Genomic DNA, 18,738 nt, shown 5'->3' on the forward strand with positions numbered 1-18,738 from the left:
ATTTGTATTTTTAATCTGAAATTGCTTAACAGTCTACATCCGTATTTCTTAATACTGGTTAAATTCAAAATAATGCATTTAAAAACAATATTTTATAATAAAATAAAGTGTCCATTACCTAGAAACGCCAGTTATAGAAGAAATCTACAGCACGATCGACTGACTGGCTCGCTTCCAAATACAATTTTTGATTGATTTGATAACGTAATGTTAATTTGTTGACTGGTGTAAACACACCGACCCCATAACGAATATACAAATCTGGGGTTAGATACCCCGTCACACTCACTTGAGTATCATCACCTGTACCTTGAGCATCTAGCGCCAAACCGCTTAAACCAAAGGATTGCCCCAACTGATTAGTAAAGGCTCTTGTTCCACCCAAGCCCATACTAATACCAGCAGCGGCAATAGTGTTATTCACATCTGACTTAAATGTCTCGGACTGATTAATATTATTCGCACCTTCATTAATACGTCCTGTAACCAACGCATTCATTGCTTCTTGTTCAGTCAAATTACCATCATTGTAGACCTGAATATTTGGATTGCTTGCTGTACCTGTGATTCGAACCCCAACTATTGTTCCTTGTATGGTTTTATTGGTATCTACATCTAATGTTGGATTTGCCAAAGGACCATTGAAACGTGCAATTGCACGATTTAGATCTAGACTCTGTCCATAGGCTTCAATTTTAACCTTTTGACTTACACCAATCGCACCATTCGCCCGCATTGCAGTTTCAATGCCACGTTGTGATAAATATAAGCGTCCAATCAATGGAATACGGCTATTAAAACCTTGAAATACGACCTGTTTACCTAAATTAATCATCACATCAGCTTTAATATCCCAAGGACGTGCTGACTTTAAGATTGCCAACTGATCTTGTCCCTCGTGTACAATTCGCACATCAGAAGAGACATCCACTACAGGTGCAGAAGATTCAGGCATCGAGATTAACGCACGCGGAACGTCAACCTTACCTTTTAATACTAATTTTTTCTGGAAAGGCATAACATCCAAACTGAAGTCTGGGGTAACTAATGCCGTAATTAACGGTGCTTGGCGAATTAATAAATTATCGCCTTTTAAATGCAGTTGAATACGCGGCTCATTTTTCCAGTCTAGATTTCCTGTAAGTAAGCCAACACCTTGTCCGCTGTTAAATGCCCCATTAATAGTTGCATGGTCATTCTGAATGGAAGAATAAACTTGAACGTTGGTTAAATTAATAGGTAGTGAAATCATACTGATCACACCATCTTTTAAACGCATTTCGCCTTTTAAGCGTGGTTCCAAAAGCTCGCCACCAATTTTCCCTGCAAAAGAAAGTGTTCCACTTAAAGTACGGATATCTTTTATAAATGGTTTAAAGACTTTTAGTTGCACTTCATTAAACGCAATCTCTCCTTGCATTGGCTTATTTGCCTTGAAAGGGTCAATAATTACATTGGTATAACCCGTACCAATTTCAGGTGCTTTTACATCTAAACGAAGCTGTAGTCCTTGCGCAACACTTTTCGCATTCACTGAAATTTCGTCATATCTCAATGACGATGCCGTATCTTGAGGATCTTCAGCAGCAATCCCAATAATACCCTGCCGTGATACCATTCTCGCATCGATTTTTGGTTTACTGCCTTGTGCCCAAGCTGCTTTCGCATAACCATTGGCTCTTCCTGTAATTGCCAGACCTTCTGGCATAAACGCGGCGAAGTCATTTAAGTCGAGGTTTTTGGTCACAAAAGAGATATTGCCTTTGGCTTTACTGATTCGGATGGGTTGATCGAAACATAATTCACTTTGCTGACTTGCCCAACAATGTGCTCCTACAAATAATTCTGCCGTATTTTGATTGAACACCACCGAAGCATTCTGACGTTGTACCAAACGTACGCGAACTGAGTCAAAGTCACCCTTTTGAATCTGACCTAACCATGAATTATTACCATTAAACCCACCAGCAAGCTGTACATAAAAATTACTAAATCGGTTGTTACCTTCAACTTTTAATACATGTGCTTTTCTTGTACCAGCAAGTGAGACAACACCATGCTGGATTTCTCTATTACCGCTTCGTAAATTTGTCATTTCTGCTTTAAGCAATGTTGGCGTTGTTTCAGAAGTTGGCAATTGACCTTGTACGCGTAATTTTTGCATACTCAGAATATTACCCACTCTAAAATCATCAACTGCCAGATTTGCCGTTGCCTGCAAACGCGGTTGCGACTGTATATTGAGATAACCATAAGCTCTACCTCTTAAGCCACCATACAGCTCATACAATGCAGGCGCATTAATTTTAAGCCGTAAGTTTTGTGCATTGCCTGTCGCTTGAATTTGGTTGTTTGCATAAGACATATACAAATTATTGGCTTCAAATTGCTGAGGTAAAAAGCCTTTTTGATTATTATTTAATACCAAAGCCAAATTACCTGTACCACGCACAGGCTTATTATTTATATAACCCGCCACATTTAATTTCTGAATATTGATACGTTTAAGTGCATCAGACCAAAACCCTTCCGTTTGCACAATACCAGATATTTCGCCACGAACCGTGGAAACAAAATACTGTGGCTTAAAGCGAACCAGTGAAGCATTAATATTCCATCCAATACCCTTACTTAAATCGACTTTACCTTGTGCAAGAATTTTACCTGCAGCGCCATCATGTTGAAATTGATCAATTTTTAGAAGTAGAGGTGTACCAGAAATTTTAACCTTTAACAGCCCACTACTTTCTTTGATCTTGCTCGATTTTAAGGCACCATCATAATTTACGGCGAAACTTTTGAAGCCACCACCTGCTTTCACATCATGAAAGAGAACCGCTACAGTACTTTTACCTGTCAGCTGTACCGTTTCTTGTTGAGCCTGTTGCGGTAAATGCCCAATCAGGTTAATTGCTTTAAGCTCAATAATATGTTGATTCGGTTTTGCATATCCGCTCGCCTGTATTTGACCATTGACTAAATCAACTGGTGCAGCGGCAACAACAGTTTGTGGATTAAAATCTTGTGCTTTGACATTGGCATTCCATTTCAATTGGGTTTTATCTGTAGGCAAAATAACATTCGCCTGCCCACTCAAACTTCCTTTATTGGCAACATAACTAAAACTTGGCACCTTTAATATATTTTTCTTAATATTGAGTTGCGCCTTATATTGGCCTACTGGAAGTAACGCCGATTCATGCTGACCAATCGCCGCAGAAACCACTACATTTTGCTGACCTTCGATTAAGCGAAGTTGAACATCACCTGAATCACTTTTTAGCCATCCAATATAAGGCATCGCACGGTCAATATTTTTCCATGCAACATCAAGCAACATTGGTTGAGGTTGTTTCGGTTTCGCTTCATTCTGGTTTAATTTTAAATTCCAAGTTTCATATTGATCAAAATCAACCAAACCTGTCAGATGTAACCCTTTTTCTAAACGACCAGTCGAAGCAATTTTTGCATCGAGGCTTGGTGGCAAGAAATCTTTAACTACTTGTGGAATTAACTTATCTTTAGGGTTAATTTTATTTAAATGTCCCTGCACATCCCAATGTACATGCTTTTCCCAACTGACTAGACCTTTGGCATCAACCGTTCCATTCATCACTTGACCTTTAAACTGGTCAATATTCAGTTGATGCACCAAGTCGGTATGCATGGCAGCAGTATATTTGCCTTTTGGAAGATTCTGTCCCGTTAAATCAGTCGATAATCCGAGATTAAGACGTTGTATATTCCCTTGATAACGAAGGACACCTGCTTGAGTAAATAATTTTTGATCGGTCAGTAACGGCCAGTGATACTTTTCAAGCTGTAACTCTCCAAACATAGGAACATGACTACGTACGGGATGCACGACTCCCCAACCTGAAAGTAAATCAGGTGTATTGGTCGCAAATCCAGCTGTAATCGTATCTAAACTTCCTTTCGCTACAACCTGAATATCATGTATGTTTAGACTATGATTTAATGCAGGAATATTCACTATCGCTTTGGCATGTAATGGATATTTACCCTGAAAATCCATGTTTCCAGTCGCATTTTTAATGGCTAGATAGCCCATATGCGCACTAGAGTCCTCAAACTCTAATTTAGTGTTGGACCAAAGTGCTTCATTTAACTCAATATCCTTAAAATTCACAAAGGCCGCATGTGTTTTAATCAATAAATGATCGACATCGGCATGATCTAAACGAAGGGTAAATGGCAATTTAATTTCTTTAAACTTAAAAGGCTCATTACTCGGTGGCGTTTTGGTGATGACCTGTAAATTACGGACATCGGCACTATATAGATGAACTTCTTTATGAACTAAAGCCCTCCACCCCAAAGTCACTTCTGCACGATCAATCTTTACATCTACCACCGACAAGGTCACCAAAATATTTTTTAAAATAATGCCTTTTAAAAGATTACCACCTTCATATTCATAATGAATAATCTGTTGACGTTCCAACACACGATTCAGGAGAAACTTACTTCCTTTGTCGGTCGAAAACATGATAGCGAAAGCAGATACAAGCAAAATCACCAAAAGAAGCAGCGTTAAAAGTACACTCCTCATAACACGACGCTTTTTAGGCAATGGTGATTCGGGTAATTCTTGTTTTTGCTGTTCTACTTCAGCCATAACCTTCTCAAGTACAAATTAAGTTAAATTTTAAAGTGGTGAACCAATAAAGAAATGCACCCGGATTGGATGGTTTTCATCCGAAATACCCGATGCAATATCTATACGTAAAGGTCCAATTGGAGATGCCCAACGAATACCTACACCAACGCTATATTCTGTATCGTTACTAAAATTTTTATCATAAGCATTACCAAAGTCACTAAATAATGCTGCACGCCACCCATCTTTAAATTGATAGTTATATTCGAGTGAACCAACTGCTAAAGCTTGCCCGCCAATTTTATAACCATCCACTTCGGGCGTTAAACTCTTATAGTCAAAACCACGAATAGATTGATCTCCACCCGCAAAATACCGAAGATTATAAGGAATTTTATTAAAGTCTTCAGTCACGATATAGCCCAAGTCACTACGGCCTATAAACTGGTGATCATTATTTTCACCTAAGGAATAAATGAATCGCCAGCCTGCATTTAATATTGCCATATTTGCATCAGATAAAAGCGCTTCACTTCCAACTTCCACTTTATAAATTTGTCGGAAGCCCTTGGTTGGATTTACCCGCTTATCTGAATCTACGCGTGAAGCCTCATAACCTGCCAGCAACGATTGTTGCTCCGTATCCGAACTCGCTAAGAAGGCATCAGGAATATCACTTTCATCGATTACCCCATTTTGACTTAGGCGATCCAATCGATAACGCAAACCAAATGTATGCTGCCAATTGCCCACGGAGCGCTTAATAATACGATCTGCTCCGACAACTGCAGATTCGATGGTTAAGCTATTACCCTGAGCCACACCATCTCGTTCTTCACGCTCGTATCCACCGACTAAACTAATATAATCATTTAATGGATGGTTATATGGAATGTTATAGCGGGTATCCACCGCTTGTCGAATCTGCGATAACTCTAAGTTCGCATCAAATGAGTGACCTCTTGAGTTCACAATAGCTCGACGATAGGTCGTTCTTAATCTTGCACCTGTATCAGACCCCCAGCCTAAACCAACTTCAGCATTATTTAAGCGATCTGCATTTAAGGTCACAATTACTGGTACTTTTTTCTCATCACGTGCTTGTATTTTCAGTCGCTCATCTTCTTCTAAACGGGATTCTTGAGCGGCTCTTTGCTGTTTAATATCAGGATCAAGTTCCTTATCATTTGCACCAGCGAATTGATCTTCATTGACAACAGATTGCGTCACTTCCTTCGCAGAATTTATGTCGTTTTGGTCTTGAACTTTTAAATCGCTACTTGCAATTTTTTCTTGATCAACTAAGGCTTGTAAATCTGGTGGAAGCTCTAAAGGCAGTTCAACTGGGTCAGGACGTACTGCATCAACCAAGGTATAGTTAAAATAACGTGAATTGGCTAAGTTATTTGCCAAAGTATTCACACGCCACAATGCATAATCCGCACCATCTTCCCATGGCACCATCATTTTCAAGATGTCCATATCCAATGGGAAAGGTTTAGCAGGATCACTCATACGGAATTCTACGTCAGCGAGCTTGTAACGTTCACCCGTTTCAAATCGCAAATTAATATCAGCCAAATCTTGAGGCTGAGCAACCTTCACATCATGCAAGCGCCAATAGGCATCAAAATAACCGTTGTTTGTAGAAGCATCGACAATCCGTTTTTTTGTATATTCATACTGCCCGTGATTGAACACATCCCCAATATCTAAGTCTGGTAACACACTAATGACTTGGAACTGCGGACTATTTGCACCGACACCACTAAACTCAATATTCTGACTATTAACCAAGACGGGCATATTCGGTTTGATACTAACTTTGACACGGCTTTCGCTGGTTTTCTCAAACTGAAATTCAGCATGATAAAAACCTACGGCCTGAGCAGCTAAATTGGCTAAGCTTCTTAACTGGGGTAAGGCTGCATTAAAATCACCATAGGATTCCTGCGTAAAGCTAGACAGTTTCGCACCCACGTTATTTTTTAAATTTAAAAGTGCTTGTTGATATTCTTTATCTGGCAAATCTGAATTGGTATTTTGCGCATCCACTATGACGATTTCAGCCTTGATACGCAGCACTTTAGTCGAAGTTAGCTCGTTTTTAGACGGTCTTAACTTATAATACCAACGTTTAAAGAAGCTTTTTTCTTCTTCTACTGCTGGCTCAGTCACTAAGCCTAACTCTGGTAATGTTTTACCCGACTCATTGGCCTCTACGACAATTTTGCTGTCCGCCTGAATACGATTCATTAATTGATCGACATTTACTGGGGCCTGATTAATTTCGGTCAGTTCCTGCGGAGTCGGATTACGTATTACTACTTCTTGAGTCTGACCTGCGCGATATCTTTCTGCCTTAACTTTTGCTTCGTTCGCTACTTTATAAATTTCATTTGCCATACCCTGATCGACGGGTGTTTCAGGCAGCTCTTCTAAATCGTCAAAGGCAATTGGCTTAAAGGCATCGATTTGACCAGTATGTTGGATTTGATCTTGGAGCATTACATAACTATCAGGTACTGAAACCTTATTTTGATAGTTTTCAACTTTTTCAAGTTGCTCAGCTCGGCTTAAATTCTGCGTCTGTGCTTCTGCTTGAATTTGTGCATTCAGCTCATCTTTAGCCGCCTGCTCAATATGGGATGTGGCTGCATTTTCAGGTTGTGCCACACTCATCTCTTGAGCGAAGCCATGTTGGGCAAAAAACATTAAAAAAGCGCTCAAACACAAACTTTTATTGGTATGATTCAACTCCAAGATAGAGTTCACACTTAGGGTTAAAGTCGACTTTTTAAAATTGGTTTTTACAAGCATAGAATACTCTAAACTCATGATGGGTCTAATCAACAGCCCTTCGTATTTGTAATGAAAAGTTTGAAAATTATACTGGCTAAAGAACTCAATTTTATTGATTTTTTCACCACAGCATAGGACTAAAATATCATACATGATTTTCATGGCTATTTTACCAGATGCTCACATTTCTTAATAAAACTTTATGAAGTTCACATTGTCATGGAAAAAAAAGAACATCTTTTAAGCACTCGTCGTTTTTTACCGATGTTTCTGACTCAGTTTTTAGGCGCATTAAACGACAATGTTTATAAACAAGCCTTGTTGTTGGTAATTACCTATGGATGGATTAATCAACAAAGTGCCAATATAAGTACCTTAAACAACCTCGCAGCGCTGTTGTTTATTCTGCCGTACTTCATCTTTTCAGCTACAGCGGGACAAATTGCTGACAAATATGAACGTGCACGCTTGGTACGTGGCATTAAAATTCTTGAAATTCTCATCATGCTGATTGGTAGTGCCGGATTTTTACTTGGACATTTATGGCTATTGTTACTCGCGCTGTTCCTGATGGGTACGCACTCAACCTTTTTTGGTCCTATTAAATATGCAATTTTGCCCGAAATATTAAAACCAAATGAATTGATGTCGGGTAATGCCTTATTTCAATCGGGCACTTCAATGGCTATCTTAATTGGTATGATCTTGGGTGGTGCAGTTATTTCTGCTTCAGATGGTAATTTACTCTGGATTAGCTTGACGATCGTTACGATTGCAATTTTGGGTTATCTCTCTAGCCGTTTTATTCTAAAGCAGAATGTCAGCACACCTGATTTAAAGATTGATTGGAACTTTTTCAGAACCAGTTTTCAAACATTAAAGTATGCCAAAAGCATTCCGCTCATTTATTTGGTGCTATTGGGGAACTCTTGGTATTGGTTTTATGGAGCAACTTATTTAACCCAAATCCCGCAACTAACGCAGCAAAATTTACATGCATCTGAAAATGTCGTCAGTCTTCTATTGACCTTTTTCTCTGTAGGAATCGGTATTGGTTCATTGTTATGTCGCAGAATTGGTGGCACAGAAGTTAATTTAAAAATGGTTCCAATTGGCGCCATTGGCTTAACGGTATTTGCCTTATATTTGGCTGCCAGTCTCGCTTTTGTTCCCGTACGCACGGGTGAACTGCTACATCTTGCCGATGTATTCCAGCAAGGTTGGAGTTATTACCATGTCATGTTGGCGGTTACTCTGCTTGGAATTAGCGGAGGTTTTTACATTGTGCCACTGTATGCCATGATGCAAGCACATTCGCCTCGATCTCACCGTGCACGCGTTGTTGCTGCAAATAACATCTTAAATGCTGTATTTATGGTCAGTTCGGCTATTTTTTCCATTATCATTTTAAGTATTTTAAAAATTGATATTAAAATATTGTTCTGCATTACTGCTGTACTGAGTGCGATATTTAGCATTTGGCTACTGGTTCGTCTAAAACCACTACTCACCACAGCTCAAGTCTCTTTAGAGGATTAACCCTATGCGTCACTATACGGGCATTGATAAGCTCATTAACTCTTTTGACCAAGCACTTCGTAGTCTCGTGCCAGGGACGACAGCAGCTCAGCGAGAAAATCCCGCTGTTCCTGAAGAAACGCAATTGGCTGTAAGTGAAGCACGTCATGTAGCAGGACTCATGCGTGTCAACCATAGTGGTGAAGTGTGTGCTCAAGCGTTATATCATGGGCAAGCCCTCACTGCGAAGTTACCGAATGTCCGCCGTGAAATGGAAAAAGCCGCTCTTGAAGAGCAAGATCATCTAGCATGGTGTGAAGACCGCTTAAAAGAACTCGATAGCCATACCAGCTTACTCAATCCAATCTGGTATAGCTTGTCCTTTGGGATGGGGGCACTGGCTGGTATTGCAGGTGACAAATACAGTCTAGGTTTTGTGGCTGAAACTGAACGCCAAGTCAGCCTGCATTTACAGCACCATATTAGTCAACTGCCTGCACAAGACAACCGTTCACGTAAAATTCTAGAACAAATGAATGAAGATGAGCTGCATCATCGTGATACCGCACTCAATGCAGGTGGTGTAGATTTGCCTATGCCTGTTCGCATGACCATGACCGCCATTTCAAAACTCATGACTAAAACCAGTTATTTTATTTAACTTACTCAATAGATTTTGCAGTAAAAAGCAGTGCCCGATGACACTGCTTTTTTATACTTCAAATTTCGTTATTGAATGAGAACCCTGTTTCCAGTCAGCAGTAAATTACCTGTATATTTGGGTTCAAGTGAAGGATTACCCGGATAACTTCGACCATTAAATTTTAGAATGACTTGTCCCGAGCCTCGTGAATAAACCGACAAATCTGACCAACCTTGTGTTTTGCTATTTAAAACCACAATCGGCACATCAGTTACGGTCATTTTACTATGCGGTTGAAACTTCTTACGACTCATGCCCTGAAAAACCAATACCGTACACCCACCTGTACCACACCAGTCCAACCCTCTTAACATTACAACCGCATCTTGCATGCCATCTTGATTCAAATCATAGAATGCATATTGATATAAAGGCTGTTCCTGAAGAGACAAATAGACGGCTTGCTTGAGTGCATGCAGCATCGTTTCATCACCAGCCAAATCTGTTGTAGAAATTGGTGGTGGTGTCATTTGTGTATTTTCCATGGGAGCATTTGCACTACATCCCACGACTAGACCACTGAGCAGTGTACATAGAAAAAAATGAATTTTCATAACAGCGAATCTCTTATAGCTGTTTCAATATTCATTTTAAAATAGTCAATAGAACAGCCGCGTTTTTATATGTTAACAACCTCAAGGCATTTCACTGTGGGGAACTGATGTTTTGAGTCTAAAAAACTGGGATGTGACCACACATCTGCCATCGGAATTTTCACATCGAGTGCTAAGGGCATTTTTTTAGGATTAAATTGCATCTGCTCTAACGACACTCCCCATGCAATCAGATCAACATCCAATGATATTTGATGAGATGGGCGAACACGACCTGTATCTGCTTCCCATTGCTTTAATTGCGCAATGATTTGCTCAGGATTTAATGTTGAATGTAATAAGCAAGCTGCATTCCAATAGTCTGCCCCTACACCATCGCGGCATGGAATCACATAAATTTTAGAAAACTCAACCACACCAAGCCCACATATCTGATGATAGGCATAACGAAAATGTTGCTGGGGATTAAGATTACTCGCCAGTGCTAAGGCGTAAATCGTTTCGGTGGCGTTCAATACGAATTCCTACAGAATTGGCTTCTGCAATAATGGCAGGCTTACGAATCGTAATTTTAATCGATTCTATCGCAGGATAGGTAGAAAAAAGCGCATTAAGTACCAATTTTGCTGCATGTTCAATTAACTTAGGTTGAGCTTTTTGAATCACTTCCGCAGAAATACTACAAATTTCGGCATAATTTAATGTGTCTTCAAGCTCATCTGAACTGGCTGCTGCTTCTAAATCAGCGTGAATGGTCAAATCTAACATTAAAGGTTGAATGATCTGTCGCTCCCAATTAAAGCAACCTACCACCGTGTTCACCTTTAAGCCTTCAATGACTATCGCATCCATAAAATATGATCCTTATATCTCAAACTATTCATGGCTTAGTGGCTCTGCCTTTTAGCCATGAATAGATAATAGAAATTTGAATATTAATTTTTCAACATCAAACTTGGATCGATAGTTTGCACCATTTGCAAACGTTGGTCTGCATAAATATCGGTATATGGTGCAAGGACGCGCATAAATCGATCAAAATACAGCATTTGTTTGAACAGTAAGGCAAAATCACGCGGGAAGCGGATACCATGACGCTCACCAGCAGCAACCATGTCCATCATAATGTCATTTAAGTCCGCTGGGTTAGAACTCAAAATCTCTTGAGGATCAGCCAACAAAACACCACTAAAGAGTCGTTCCAAATCAGCAGCTAAAACCTGAGTATCAATGGCGACATCTGTCATCCCCATTCTGAGCATGTTCTCTGCCATGAGCTTATAGTCTGTCCGTTGCAATGCATCCATAAATGCCATACAAGCGGTCCAAACTTCAGGTTTCAACTGCCCCACAATACCAAAGTCAATAAAACCAATACGTCCATCTTCAAGCAGCATTAAATTGCCTGCATGCAAATCTGCATGGAAGCTATTACACATCATGAGACTACCAAACCAAGTATTCATTGCTGTAATCAGAACTTGCGATGGATCTTTAGAGTATTTTTTTACCACTTCGAAATCAGTCAAAGGTACACCGAATAAACGTTGCATCGTCAACACACGGCGGGTTGAAAACTGATGATAAACTTTGGGTGCAGTTGCCGCTTTATTATTCGTCACATTCAAATAATTGACAAAATCATCAATATTTTGGGCTTCTTCAATAAAATCAACTTCGCGTACCATACGAGTTTTAATTTCATCGACAATGTCTGCCAATGAAGCAAATTTGACTTTGGGTACTGCTTTTTCCAAAATTTTGGTGGCCCAGTGCAAGACATTTAAGTCGGTATAGAGAATCGTTTCTACACCCGGTTTTTGAATCTTGAGTACAACATCTTCCCCTGTCACCAGTTTTGCGGCATGTACTTGCGCAATTGACGCTGAAGCCAATGGCTTTTCCTCAATTGAAGCAAAGATTTCATCTAAATTTCGACCAGCAAACTCAGAAGCTAAAACCTGTTGAACATAGCTAAAAGGTAAAGACGGTGTCTGATCTAGACAACCTTGAAATTCCTCGACAAATTCACGTGGAAATAACGAAGGCGTACTTGCAATAAATTGACCTAACTTAATATAAGTCGAACCTAAATCTTCAAAAGTTTCACGCATTAGCTTGGCATTACTGGGCTTCTCAGTTGCGTATTTAAAGCCAGCCTTTGCCGCAACAACTGCGGTTTCCCCCATACGGGCTACGGAGCGTAGTCCATCTAGCCAGATATTATTTTTCATCATATTTAAATTTGGTTAAAAATGCATAGCACAGAGTTTAGCAAAAAATTACCGCTTTAAGGATGATCTTGCCTGACAGTCTTGACAATTTTGATCTTTCTCAAATGCCAAAATTCGTTGTTTCATAGTTAAACCATCCCAGAGCAACAGTTTTTGCAGTAGTGGGCTACGGTTTAACCCTAAATACAATAAAGCATGATGCGCTTGTAAACTGGCCATCACATTCGGTGTAGTCGAAAGTACACCCGAATCTGCACAGCGTAGACCTTCATTATCATGCTGCTCTTTAGGGAACAGACAGTTGTAACAAGCCGAATCCCCCTCCACCATAAATAACTGTCCTTGGAAACCAATTGCAGATGCACTAATCAAGGCAACATTCTGCTGTTTACAAACTTGGTTAACCAAATAACGCGTGGTGAAATTATCACAACCATCAAGCACTAAATCTTGCGTGCTGACCAATGACATCGCATTGGTTTCATCAAGTTTAGCGATATGATGTTCAACCCGAATATGTGGATTTATTTGAACTAAGCGCTTTGCTAGAATTTCTGATTTATAAAAACCAATATCCGATTGAGTAAATGCAATTTGTCGCTGTAAATTACTGATCTCAATATGGTCTGCATCAATCAGTGTAATTTTACCGACCCCTGCGCGTGCCAATAACTCCGCAACTGTACAACCAATTCCACCACACCCTACAATCAGAATATTGGCTAATTTTAGTTTTTCTTGAGCCTCTAAATCCCAACCGTCCAACAAGATCTGTCGGCTATATAAATGCATTTCTTCGTCTGTTAATTCCAGATCATTCTCAGATACCAAGTTCACTGTTCTTCCGTTGAGAGTTTTATATAAATACTGAGCGATTATAAGGGATAACTAGGATTTGGCGACTAAGTATTATTACTCTGAAGATGTGACTTTTTCAGTCCACTAAGCACCATTTAGTTAGAATATGAACAGTTACATGATTTAACTTCAGACGAATTTATATATTTCAGGTATGCTGGAATAAAACGTATAAATGTATAAAACTCGCACTTTATGAAATTGTATTATTCCGCCTTTTTCGCATGTACTTTGGCCGCCGCATCTGTCTATATTTATGCAGCGCAACAAGACTCGACTTCATTTAATGTCAGTATTACCATTAAAGAAATGTGTAATATCCAAACAGCGAATGGAACAAACTTGGATTTTGGTACAGTCAATCGTTCATCGAATCCCAATATGCAAAGTACTCAACTTGCAGTAACGTGTACTCAAGGCACACCCTATAACATTGCATTACAAAGTCAACGAAAAATGACCTCAACAGAGGTAAATAACATCAGCATTCCTTACAATCTTTATCAAGATGCCAATGGTACAACCCTTTGGGGAGCTGAAACTCAAAATGCTTATCGCAACACTGGTACTGGTCATACCCAGACTGTACCTGTGTGGGGAATAGTGAATCAATCCAATACAGACGTCCCTACAGGGGTTTACAGTGACAAAGTCACTGCTATCATTACCTATTAATAGGTTAAGGTTACTGTAATGGAGTCCTGATATTCACCCGGTGGGACACTCGATGTACTTTGTGGGACTTTTCCATAAATCTGAATGGTTTGTGCTCCATTCGTTCCTACCCCCGGTGAAGTATTCGTACTACTCCAAGGCTGCTTATACGTCGCGTCTTGATAGAGTTCATAGGCAATGTAATCTGCACCATTTCGCATACGGCGAGTTTTACCATCATAATTTAAACCTTGATCCAAGCCGACTTTCCATGTTGTATTCAGTGGGCAAGACAGATTTACGGTTGTACTACTCGTAACACCTTTAGATAAATCATCAATATGACCAAAATTTAAATCTGAGGCTGCCATAAGATTACAACTATTTTCATAGTTAGTTGTTACGCTTAGGCTATTTGAAGTTTTATTCGAGGATTGTTTTGCCATCACATCTTCTATGCTAGGTTGCTTCTCTTCGCTGAAGCCATACAATAAAGTGACTGCTATGTCATTGTTATTACTAAAACTACCCGCAGCCACATTTTGACCCGAATAAACCAGTCCATATAAAGGCAAATCAAAGATTTTGCTGTTTTGATTCACCGATATGGTTTTATAAAGGCACTGTAACGTTGATAAATCGGCTTTAATATCAATACGTTTTGTTAAAGCAGCATCATAAAACAAATCATAAGATAAATAACTATGTGGCCAACTCGAATAATTGACCATTAAGCGTCTATTATTGAGTAAGCCCAATCCACCTGCTGTTGCATAAGGACATAACGCAACATTGACTGTTTGTGTATGTCCATATTGATTACATGTGACTTGCCAATTGGTGTAATTACTTTTGCCTTTGCTAGACACTGAACCAAAATTTAAGGCAGGGCCGGATAACCAGCAACTTCCTGAAGCGGCTTGCGCTGAAGGGCTCAGTAAGGTCGCACCAACAATAATTATGACAGCAAACAGACCATATAAACCAAATGCACGAATTGTTGTTTTTTGAAAGAAAAGACTTAGCGACATTGTACGTTCCCCATATCCAGAAAGCCGTATTGTTGACTAAAATCTGGTAAAACCACCTTACAAACCTTTCCATCTTGTTCTACATAGAGTTGCTGAGATGAAGGGTTTTCAAGATAAATCATCCCGTCACGACCAACAATCGTGTGTTCTGTTGATGCCAAATCTGGCAAAGTATCTTGTACCCAAACACGACTCCCCATTTTCATTGGTACACCTTGCGGATCTGTTACGCTCAATTGAACAGCACGCATTTTGTAAATTGGAAATTGAATCACCACACCACTCGCGTTATATGGCACAGCATCTATACGTGTAGTTTCAATTTTATATTCCAAAGGTAAATCTAAAGTATCAATTGAAATATCATTATGCTGATACGGATTTAAAGTATCGATGAGCATTAAACCCTTCCGATTGGTTTTACCTACTACACGATTTTCTAAACGAACTGGAATATCCGAAACACCTTCGGTTGAAACCACAGCAAAAGAGTTAAGCGATTGCCGCATTGGGAACACTGACTTTTCCATCATCACTAAACTCCCTCGAGCAGAACCGATCAGCGTGGTGTAGTCTTCGGTATTAATCTTAGCGCTTTGTAAACCGAGATCCCATTCACCCTTCTGCGTTTCACGCTGAATCTGACCTTGCAAGCTATAGTTGTTGCTATCACTAAATTCGAGGTTCGACTGCCAGCCCCAATCATCTTCATTCTGTATTGCTGTTTTACGAATATTGGCAGAAAACTTATTCTGATCTGTGTCCTGTTGCGCATTTAAAGTGGCATTGGTTTGACGATCTAGCGGTATATTTAAAGACAGAAAAAAGGTATTTTCTTGCTCGTTTAAATTTCGGGTCATATTCAACGTTAAATATTTTTTGGAAGGAAAATAGTAAGACCAGTTAAAAACCAAATATTCATTTTTTGAGTTCTGATTTTTTTGCGCCACATAGCTCCCACCAAATTGACCATAATCCGTATTTACACCTAAAAAAGCGTGATCTGACTGTTTAACGTAACCATAACCTAGAGCACTTGCTAAATCACCGAAATCTCCATCGCTTTGTTGATGATGCAAGGAGAAATTGACATAAGGATTATTCCATTCATAACCTATAGCATATGATTGCCCCAGTTTTTGGTTTAATTCACTAGCGCTATAAGCTCCATTTAGAATGCCCCAACTATTTGGCAAACGATGCACTACACCAAATCCCGCCAAAGTGACATCATTTGAATATTCAGCATGACTCTCAATAGTCGTATTATTGCTTAAACCCTGTCGCAATGTTGCATTGACAACAGGTTCATCTCCATAGCTAAATGATTTAACAGCATAATCAAGTTTATTAACCCCTAAATTAACCTCCCAATCAGATAGGCCTTTTTGCAACAATTGTGAAGTTCCAAACAATGAGAAATTCACGACGCGCTGCTGGCCATTTAAATCGGTAATCAAAAGCTGCGCATTGCCTGCCCCAGTAATTGACGGTGATGCTTGTATATCAAATTGCCCTGGAAGTACCGCACTGGTGCTTTGCTGTATGCCGTTAATTAATAAATCAACTGTCGAAGGTACAAGCACCGAACCTTTAAAGGACTCTAGTGGTGATGTCACTTGATACGGTTGTAAATTGAAATTTTTAGCTATTTTTATCCCCGAAATACGGGTTGAACGCGTCCATTCTAAAGCGCGAGATTGGCTGTCCCCTATAGTCAAACTAATCGCCCGATCGGCAAAATCTTTTTGCCAATACGTATCTAAAATTTGACTTGAAAGCTCATCGGTCGTTTGGGTTTTGGTATAAGCATGATTGGCAGAAATACTAAATATATTCCCTGTCCCCACGCCAAATAACCGTAATTCATTCCACCCACTTAAAGACCAAACATCTTCGGTAGCTTGGGAATAAAGATCATAATTAAATAGCACGCCAGGTTTAATCTGCGCAGGATTGACTTTAGCGGGGGGAATTTGCTCGTAACCTGAGGTCGTATTTGCCTGCAAAACTTCCATTGGTACTGTTAAGTCAATGTGCTGCTCTGCTGAATTATAGTGATAACTGAGTCCTTTAATTTGCGATAAAGGAATAAAACCCGTATGGCCTAAAGCATCTGCAGTGCGAATACTTAATTGTAATTCTTGTAGTGTTTCTCGAGAAATTAACAAATCTTGCGGTGTCTGAATAAAATGTCCGTAGACCGAACTAGATGCTTGATTCAATACTACACTTAAATAGAGTTCTTGCTGATCAACAACATCAGAACTCGGCTGAATCATCTCATTTGCCAGAATGACTTGTGCGTGTAATGAAGAAGTACATAACAGTGCTCGACATAGAGCACGATGGTAAAGAAACTTGTTCATCAACAATTATGGAATAGATAATGTCTGAGCTAAACCATCGGTATTTATTCGCGCTTCAAACTTACCTTTAGGCTGCATTTGAGCATGAAATGGAATATTCCACTGCATGGTTTGACCATTCAGGACATAGCCTACTAAGCCCTGAATTAAGGGAATTTTTTCACCATTTGGGTTGATATAACTTAATTCACTTAAACGAATATGACTTTTACCATTATTCTGAACACTAAGTTTATGATTATTATAATTAAAAACCACTTGATCAAGTGAAGTTAAACCACTTTTAGATGGCGTAATTTCTGTCGATTGAATAAATACAGGAATAGAATATTGCAATAAAAGTTGCAATCCTGTTTGTTGACTATCATGACTCGAGTTCGGCAACTCATCAATCAATAATCGATAAGTCTGTTGCTTAGCCATATTTTGCACGTGCATGTTCAATACACGAATCAATTGACGATCACCAGCTTTAATTTCAGTAATTGAAGGGCTTGCCACCAAATCTCTGGAAGCATTTAGCTGATCTTTCCCTCCTGCCTGAGTCCAACTGAGTACACGTGTTTGTGCTCGAATTGGCTGATCACTGGTATTGGTTAGCCAAATCTCTTTGGCTTTTTCACCTGTTGAAAATGTCACGGAAATAGGTGAAACCTGCAAACTCGCAGCTGAAAGATTAAATGAACAAAGTGAAACAATCGCAGCACAAATACTTGGAATAAATTTGTTCATATATTGCGTCACTCTGTTTATTTCACTTCAAACTTAGTAAGTTACAGTCGCAACCACGGTATCTACATAGTTACCCGCTTCAACATTGGTATCGCCAGTCAATTTAGCATAAACGGAAATTGCTTGATCTTTACCGCTACCAGTTTTTCCTAATAAATTGATTGCATCCCATTCTGTTTTACGTGCTGCATCTTGATACAATTTATACGGAACTGTGCTGGTTGATCCAGTATTTGTATTCTTCATTGCGCCCGTACCGGCTAGGGCAATTTTATACGGTGTATTCAATGTGCAGGTCACATTCAATTGACCCGTAGCACTGCTATCAGTATTGGTCGAACGATCTACAGCACCGAACACTACATCATCTTTAGAAGTAAATTTACAAGATTCATTCACAGTAATTTTGACTTGAAACTGTGTGGTATCAGTTCCTGCAGCATGAGCAGCAATAGAAGAAAATGCAAAAGTAGCAATAACTGAAGAAAGAATGATTTTTTTCATAAAACAACCCCAAAAAAGTGACTTATGACACAGTTACACAAGAATGGTTGGCATTATATCGCTCATTTATTGTCTGTAAAGGTTTTTTTATATATTTTAACCACATGAAAAATATCTTTTAAATTCCCAAAATAAAGTACTTGATATAAAAAAACGCC

Annotated in this window: 14 protein-coding genes; 3 read left to right on the forward strand and 11 right to left on the reverse strand. The window is 39.3% G+C overall.

Going from position 1 to position 18,738, the window contains the following annotated elements:
- Positions 1-118: 118 nt before the first annotated feature.
- Both E0H94_RS10060 and E0H94_RS10065 read right to left on the reverse strand, forming a co-directional pair.
- Positions 119-4,639, reverse strand: a complete 4,521-nt coding sequence (locus E0H94_RS10060) for a translocation/assembly module TamB domain-containing protein (RefSeq protein WP_131326398.1) — start codon at positions 4,637-4,639, stop codon at positions 119-121.
- A 30-nt stretch (positions 4,640-4,669) separates the two neighbouring features.
- Positions 4,670-7,441 (reverse strand): autotransporter assembly complex protein TamA, encoded by a 2,772-nt coding sequence (locus E0H94_RS10065; RefSeq protein WP_131326481.1) that lies wholly within the window; start codon positions 7,439-7,441, stop codon positions 4,670-4,672.
- Between the two features lie 201 nt (positions 7,442-7,642).
- Here E0H94_RS10065 and E0H94_RS10070 point away from each other — a divergent pair, with 201 nt between their 5' ends.
- Both E0H94_RS10070 and coq7 read left to right on the forward strand, forming a co-directional pair.
- Positions 7,643-8,962 (forward strand): MFS transporter, encoded by a 1,320-nt coding sequence (locus E0H94_RS10070; protein ID WP_131326400.1) that lies wholly within the window; start codon positions 7,643-7,645, stop codon positions 8,960-8,962.
- A 4-nt stretch (positions 8,963-8,966) separates the two neighbouring features.
- The gene (gene coq7, locus E0H94_RS10075) at positions 8,967-9,602 is read left to right on the forward strand and encodes a 2-polyprenyl-3-methyl-6-methoxy-1,4-benzoquinone monooxygenase (RefSeq protein ID WP_104442025.1); all 636 of its coding nucleotides are present in this window, start codon (positions 8,967-8,969) and stop codon (positions 9,600-9,602) included.
- Positions 9,603-9,670: 68 nt separating this feature from the next.
- On the opposite strand, the gene E0H94_RS10080 is transcribed toward coq7, so the two are convergent.
- The 5 genes from E0H94_RS10080 to E0H94_RS10100 all read right to left on the reverse strand — a co-directional run bounded on the left by E0H94_RS10080 (position 9,671) and on the right by E0H94_RS10100 (position 13,224).
- On the reverse strand, positions 9,671-10,198 hold the full coding sequence (locus tag E0H94_RS10080) for a hypothetical protein (RefSeq protein ID WP_131326402.1): 528 nt from the start codon (positions 10,196-10,198) through the stop codon (positions 9,671-9,673).
- Between the two features lie 65 nt (positions 10,199-10,263).
- Complete coding sequence (locus E0H94_RS10085) at positions 10,264-10,713, reverse strand: 2-amino-4-hydroxy-6-hydroxymethyldihydropteridine diphosphokinase (protein ID WP_131326404.1); 450 nt, start codon at positions 10,711-10,713, stop codon at positions 10,264-10,266.
- Positions 10,670-11,050, reverse strand: a complete 381-nt coding sequence (gene folB / locus E0H94_RS10090; protein WP_044740393.1) for a dihydroneopterin aldolase — start codon at positions 11,048-11,050, stop codon at positions 10,670-10,672. Before folB ends, E0H94_RS10085 begins: the two co-directional genes overlap by 44 nt.
- Positions 11,051-11,133: 83 nt before the next feature.
- Entirely contained in the window at positions 11,134-12,432 is a 1,299-nt protein-coding gene (locus E0H94_RS10095) for an ABC1 kinase family protein (protein WP_131326482.1), read from the reverse strand.
- Between the two features lie 48 nt (positions 12,433-12,480).
- On the reverse strand, positions 12,481-13,224 hold the full coding sequence (locus E0H94_RS10100; protein WP_131326483.1) for a HesA/MoeB/ThiF family protein: 744 nt from the start codon (positions 13,222-13,224) through the stop codon (positions 12,481-12,483).
- A 261-nt stretch (positions 13,225-13,485) separates the two neighbouring features.
- On the opposite strand from E0H94_RS10100, the gene E0H94_RS10105 reads away from it, so the two are divergent.
- The gene (locus tag E0H94_RS10105; protein ID WP_131326405.1) at positions 13,486-13,965 is read left to right on the forward strand and encodes a spore coat U domain-containing protein; all 480 of its coding nucleotides are present in this window, start codon (positions 13,486-13,488) and stop codon (positions 13,963-13,965) included.
- Here E0H94_RS10105 and E0H94_RS10110 read toward each other — a convergent pair.
- The 4 genes from E0H94_RS10110 to E0H94_RS10125 are packed head-to-tail and all read right to left on the reverse strand — an operon-like array spanning position 13,962 to position 18,580.
- A complete protein-coding gene (locus E0H94_RS10110; RefSeq protein WP_131326407.1) occupies positions 13,962-14,975 on the reverse strand; it encodes a spore coat protein U domain-containing protein in 1,014 nt (337 codons plus the stop codon). The genes E0H94_RS10105 and E0H94_RS10110 overlap by 4 nt on opposite strands.
- Positions 14,966-17,344 (reverse strand): fimbria/pilus outer membrane usher protein, encoded by a 2,379-nt coding sequence (locus tag E0H94_RS10115; RefSeq protein ID WP_131326409.1) that lies wholly within the window; start codon positions 17,342-17,344, stop codon positions 14,966-14,968. Before E0H94_RS10115 ends, E0H94_RS10110 begins: the two co-directional genes overlap by 10 nt.
- Before the next feature lie 6 nt (positions 17,345-17,350).
- The gene (locus E0H94_RS10120) at positions 17,351-18,076 is read right to left on the reverse strand and encodes a molecular chaperone (protein WP_131326410.1); all 726 of its coding nucleotides are present in this window, start codon (positions 18,074-18,076) and stop codon (positions 17,351-17,353) included.
- Between the two features lie 33 nt (positions 18,077-18,109).
- On the reverse strand, positions 18,110-18,580 hold the full coding sequence (locus tag E0H94_RS10125) for a spore coat U domain-containing protein (protein ID WP_131326412.1): 471 nt from the start codon (positions 18,578-18,580) through the stop codon (positions 18,110-18,112).
- Between the last annotated feature and the right edge of the window lie 158 nt (positions 18,581-18,738).

Source organism: Acinetobacter sp. ANC 4173, assembly GCF_004331255.1.
Lineage (GTDB): Bacteria > Pseudomonadota > Gammaproteobacteria > Pseudomonadales > Moraxellaceae > Acinetobacter.

Excerpts from the sequence above, each read along its gene's own strand:
- E0H94_RS10060 (WP_131326398.1), bottom strand. The coding sequence starts at position 4,639 with ATGGCTGAAGTAGAACAGCAAAAACAAGAATTACCCGAATCACCATTG.
- E0H94_RS10065 (WP_131326481.1), bottom strand. The coding sequence starts at position 7,441 with ATGCTTGTAAAAACCAATTTTAAAAAGTCGACTTTAACCCTAAGTGTG.
- E0H94_RS10070 (WP_131326400.1), top strand. The coding sequence starts at position 7,643 with ATGGAAAAAAAAGAACATCTTTTAAGCACTCGTCGTTTTTTACCGATG.
- coq7 (WP_104442025.1), top strand. The coding sequence starts at position 8,967 with ATGCGTCACTATACGGGCATTGATAAGCTCATTAACTCTTTTGACCAA.
- E0H94_RS10080 (WP_131326402.1), bottom strand. The coding sequence starts at position 10,198 with ATGAAAATTCATTTTTTTCTATGTACACTGCTCAGTGGTCTAGTCGTG.
- folB (WP_044740393.1), bottom strand. The coding sequence starts at position 11,050 with ATGGATGCGATAGTCATTGAAGGCTTAAAGGTGAACACGGTGGTAGGT.
- E0H94_RS10095 (WP_131326482.1), bottom strand. The coding sequence starts at position 12,432 with ATGAAAAATAATATCTGGCTAGATGGACTACGCTCCGTAGCCCGTATG.
- E0H94_RS10100 (WP_131326483.1), bottom strand. The coding sequence starts at position 13,224 with ATGCATTTATATAGCCGACAGATCTTGTTGGACGGTTGGGATTTAGAG.
- E0H94_RS10105 (WP_131326405.1), top strand. The coding sequence starts at position 13,486 with ATGAAATTGTATTATTCCGCCTTTTTCGCATGTACTTTGGCCGCCGCA.
- E0H94_RS10110 (WP_131326407.1), bottom strand. The coding sequence starts at position 14,975 with ATGTCGCTAAGTCTTTTCTTTCAAAAAACAACAATTCGTGCATTTGGT.
- E0H94_RS10115 (WP_131326409.1), bottom strand. The coding sequence starts at position 17,344 with ATGAACAAGTTTCTTTACCATCGTGCTCTATGTCGAGCACTGTTATGT.
- E0H94_RS10120 (WP_131326410.1), bottom strand. The coding sequence starts at position 18,076 with ATGAACAAATTTATTCCAAGTATTTGTGCTGCGATTGTTTCACTTTGT.
- E0H94_RS10125 (WP_131326412.1), bottom strand. The coding sequence starts at position 18,580 with ATGAAAAAAATCATTCTTTCTTCAGTTATTGCTACTTTTGCATTTTCT.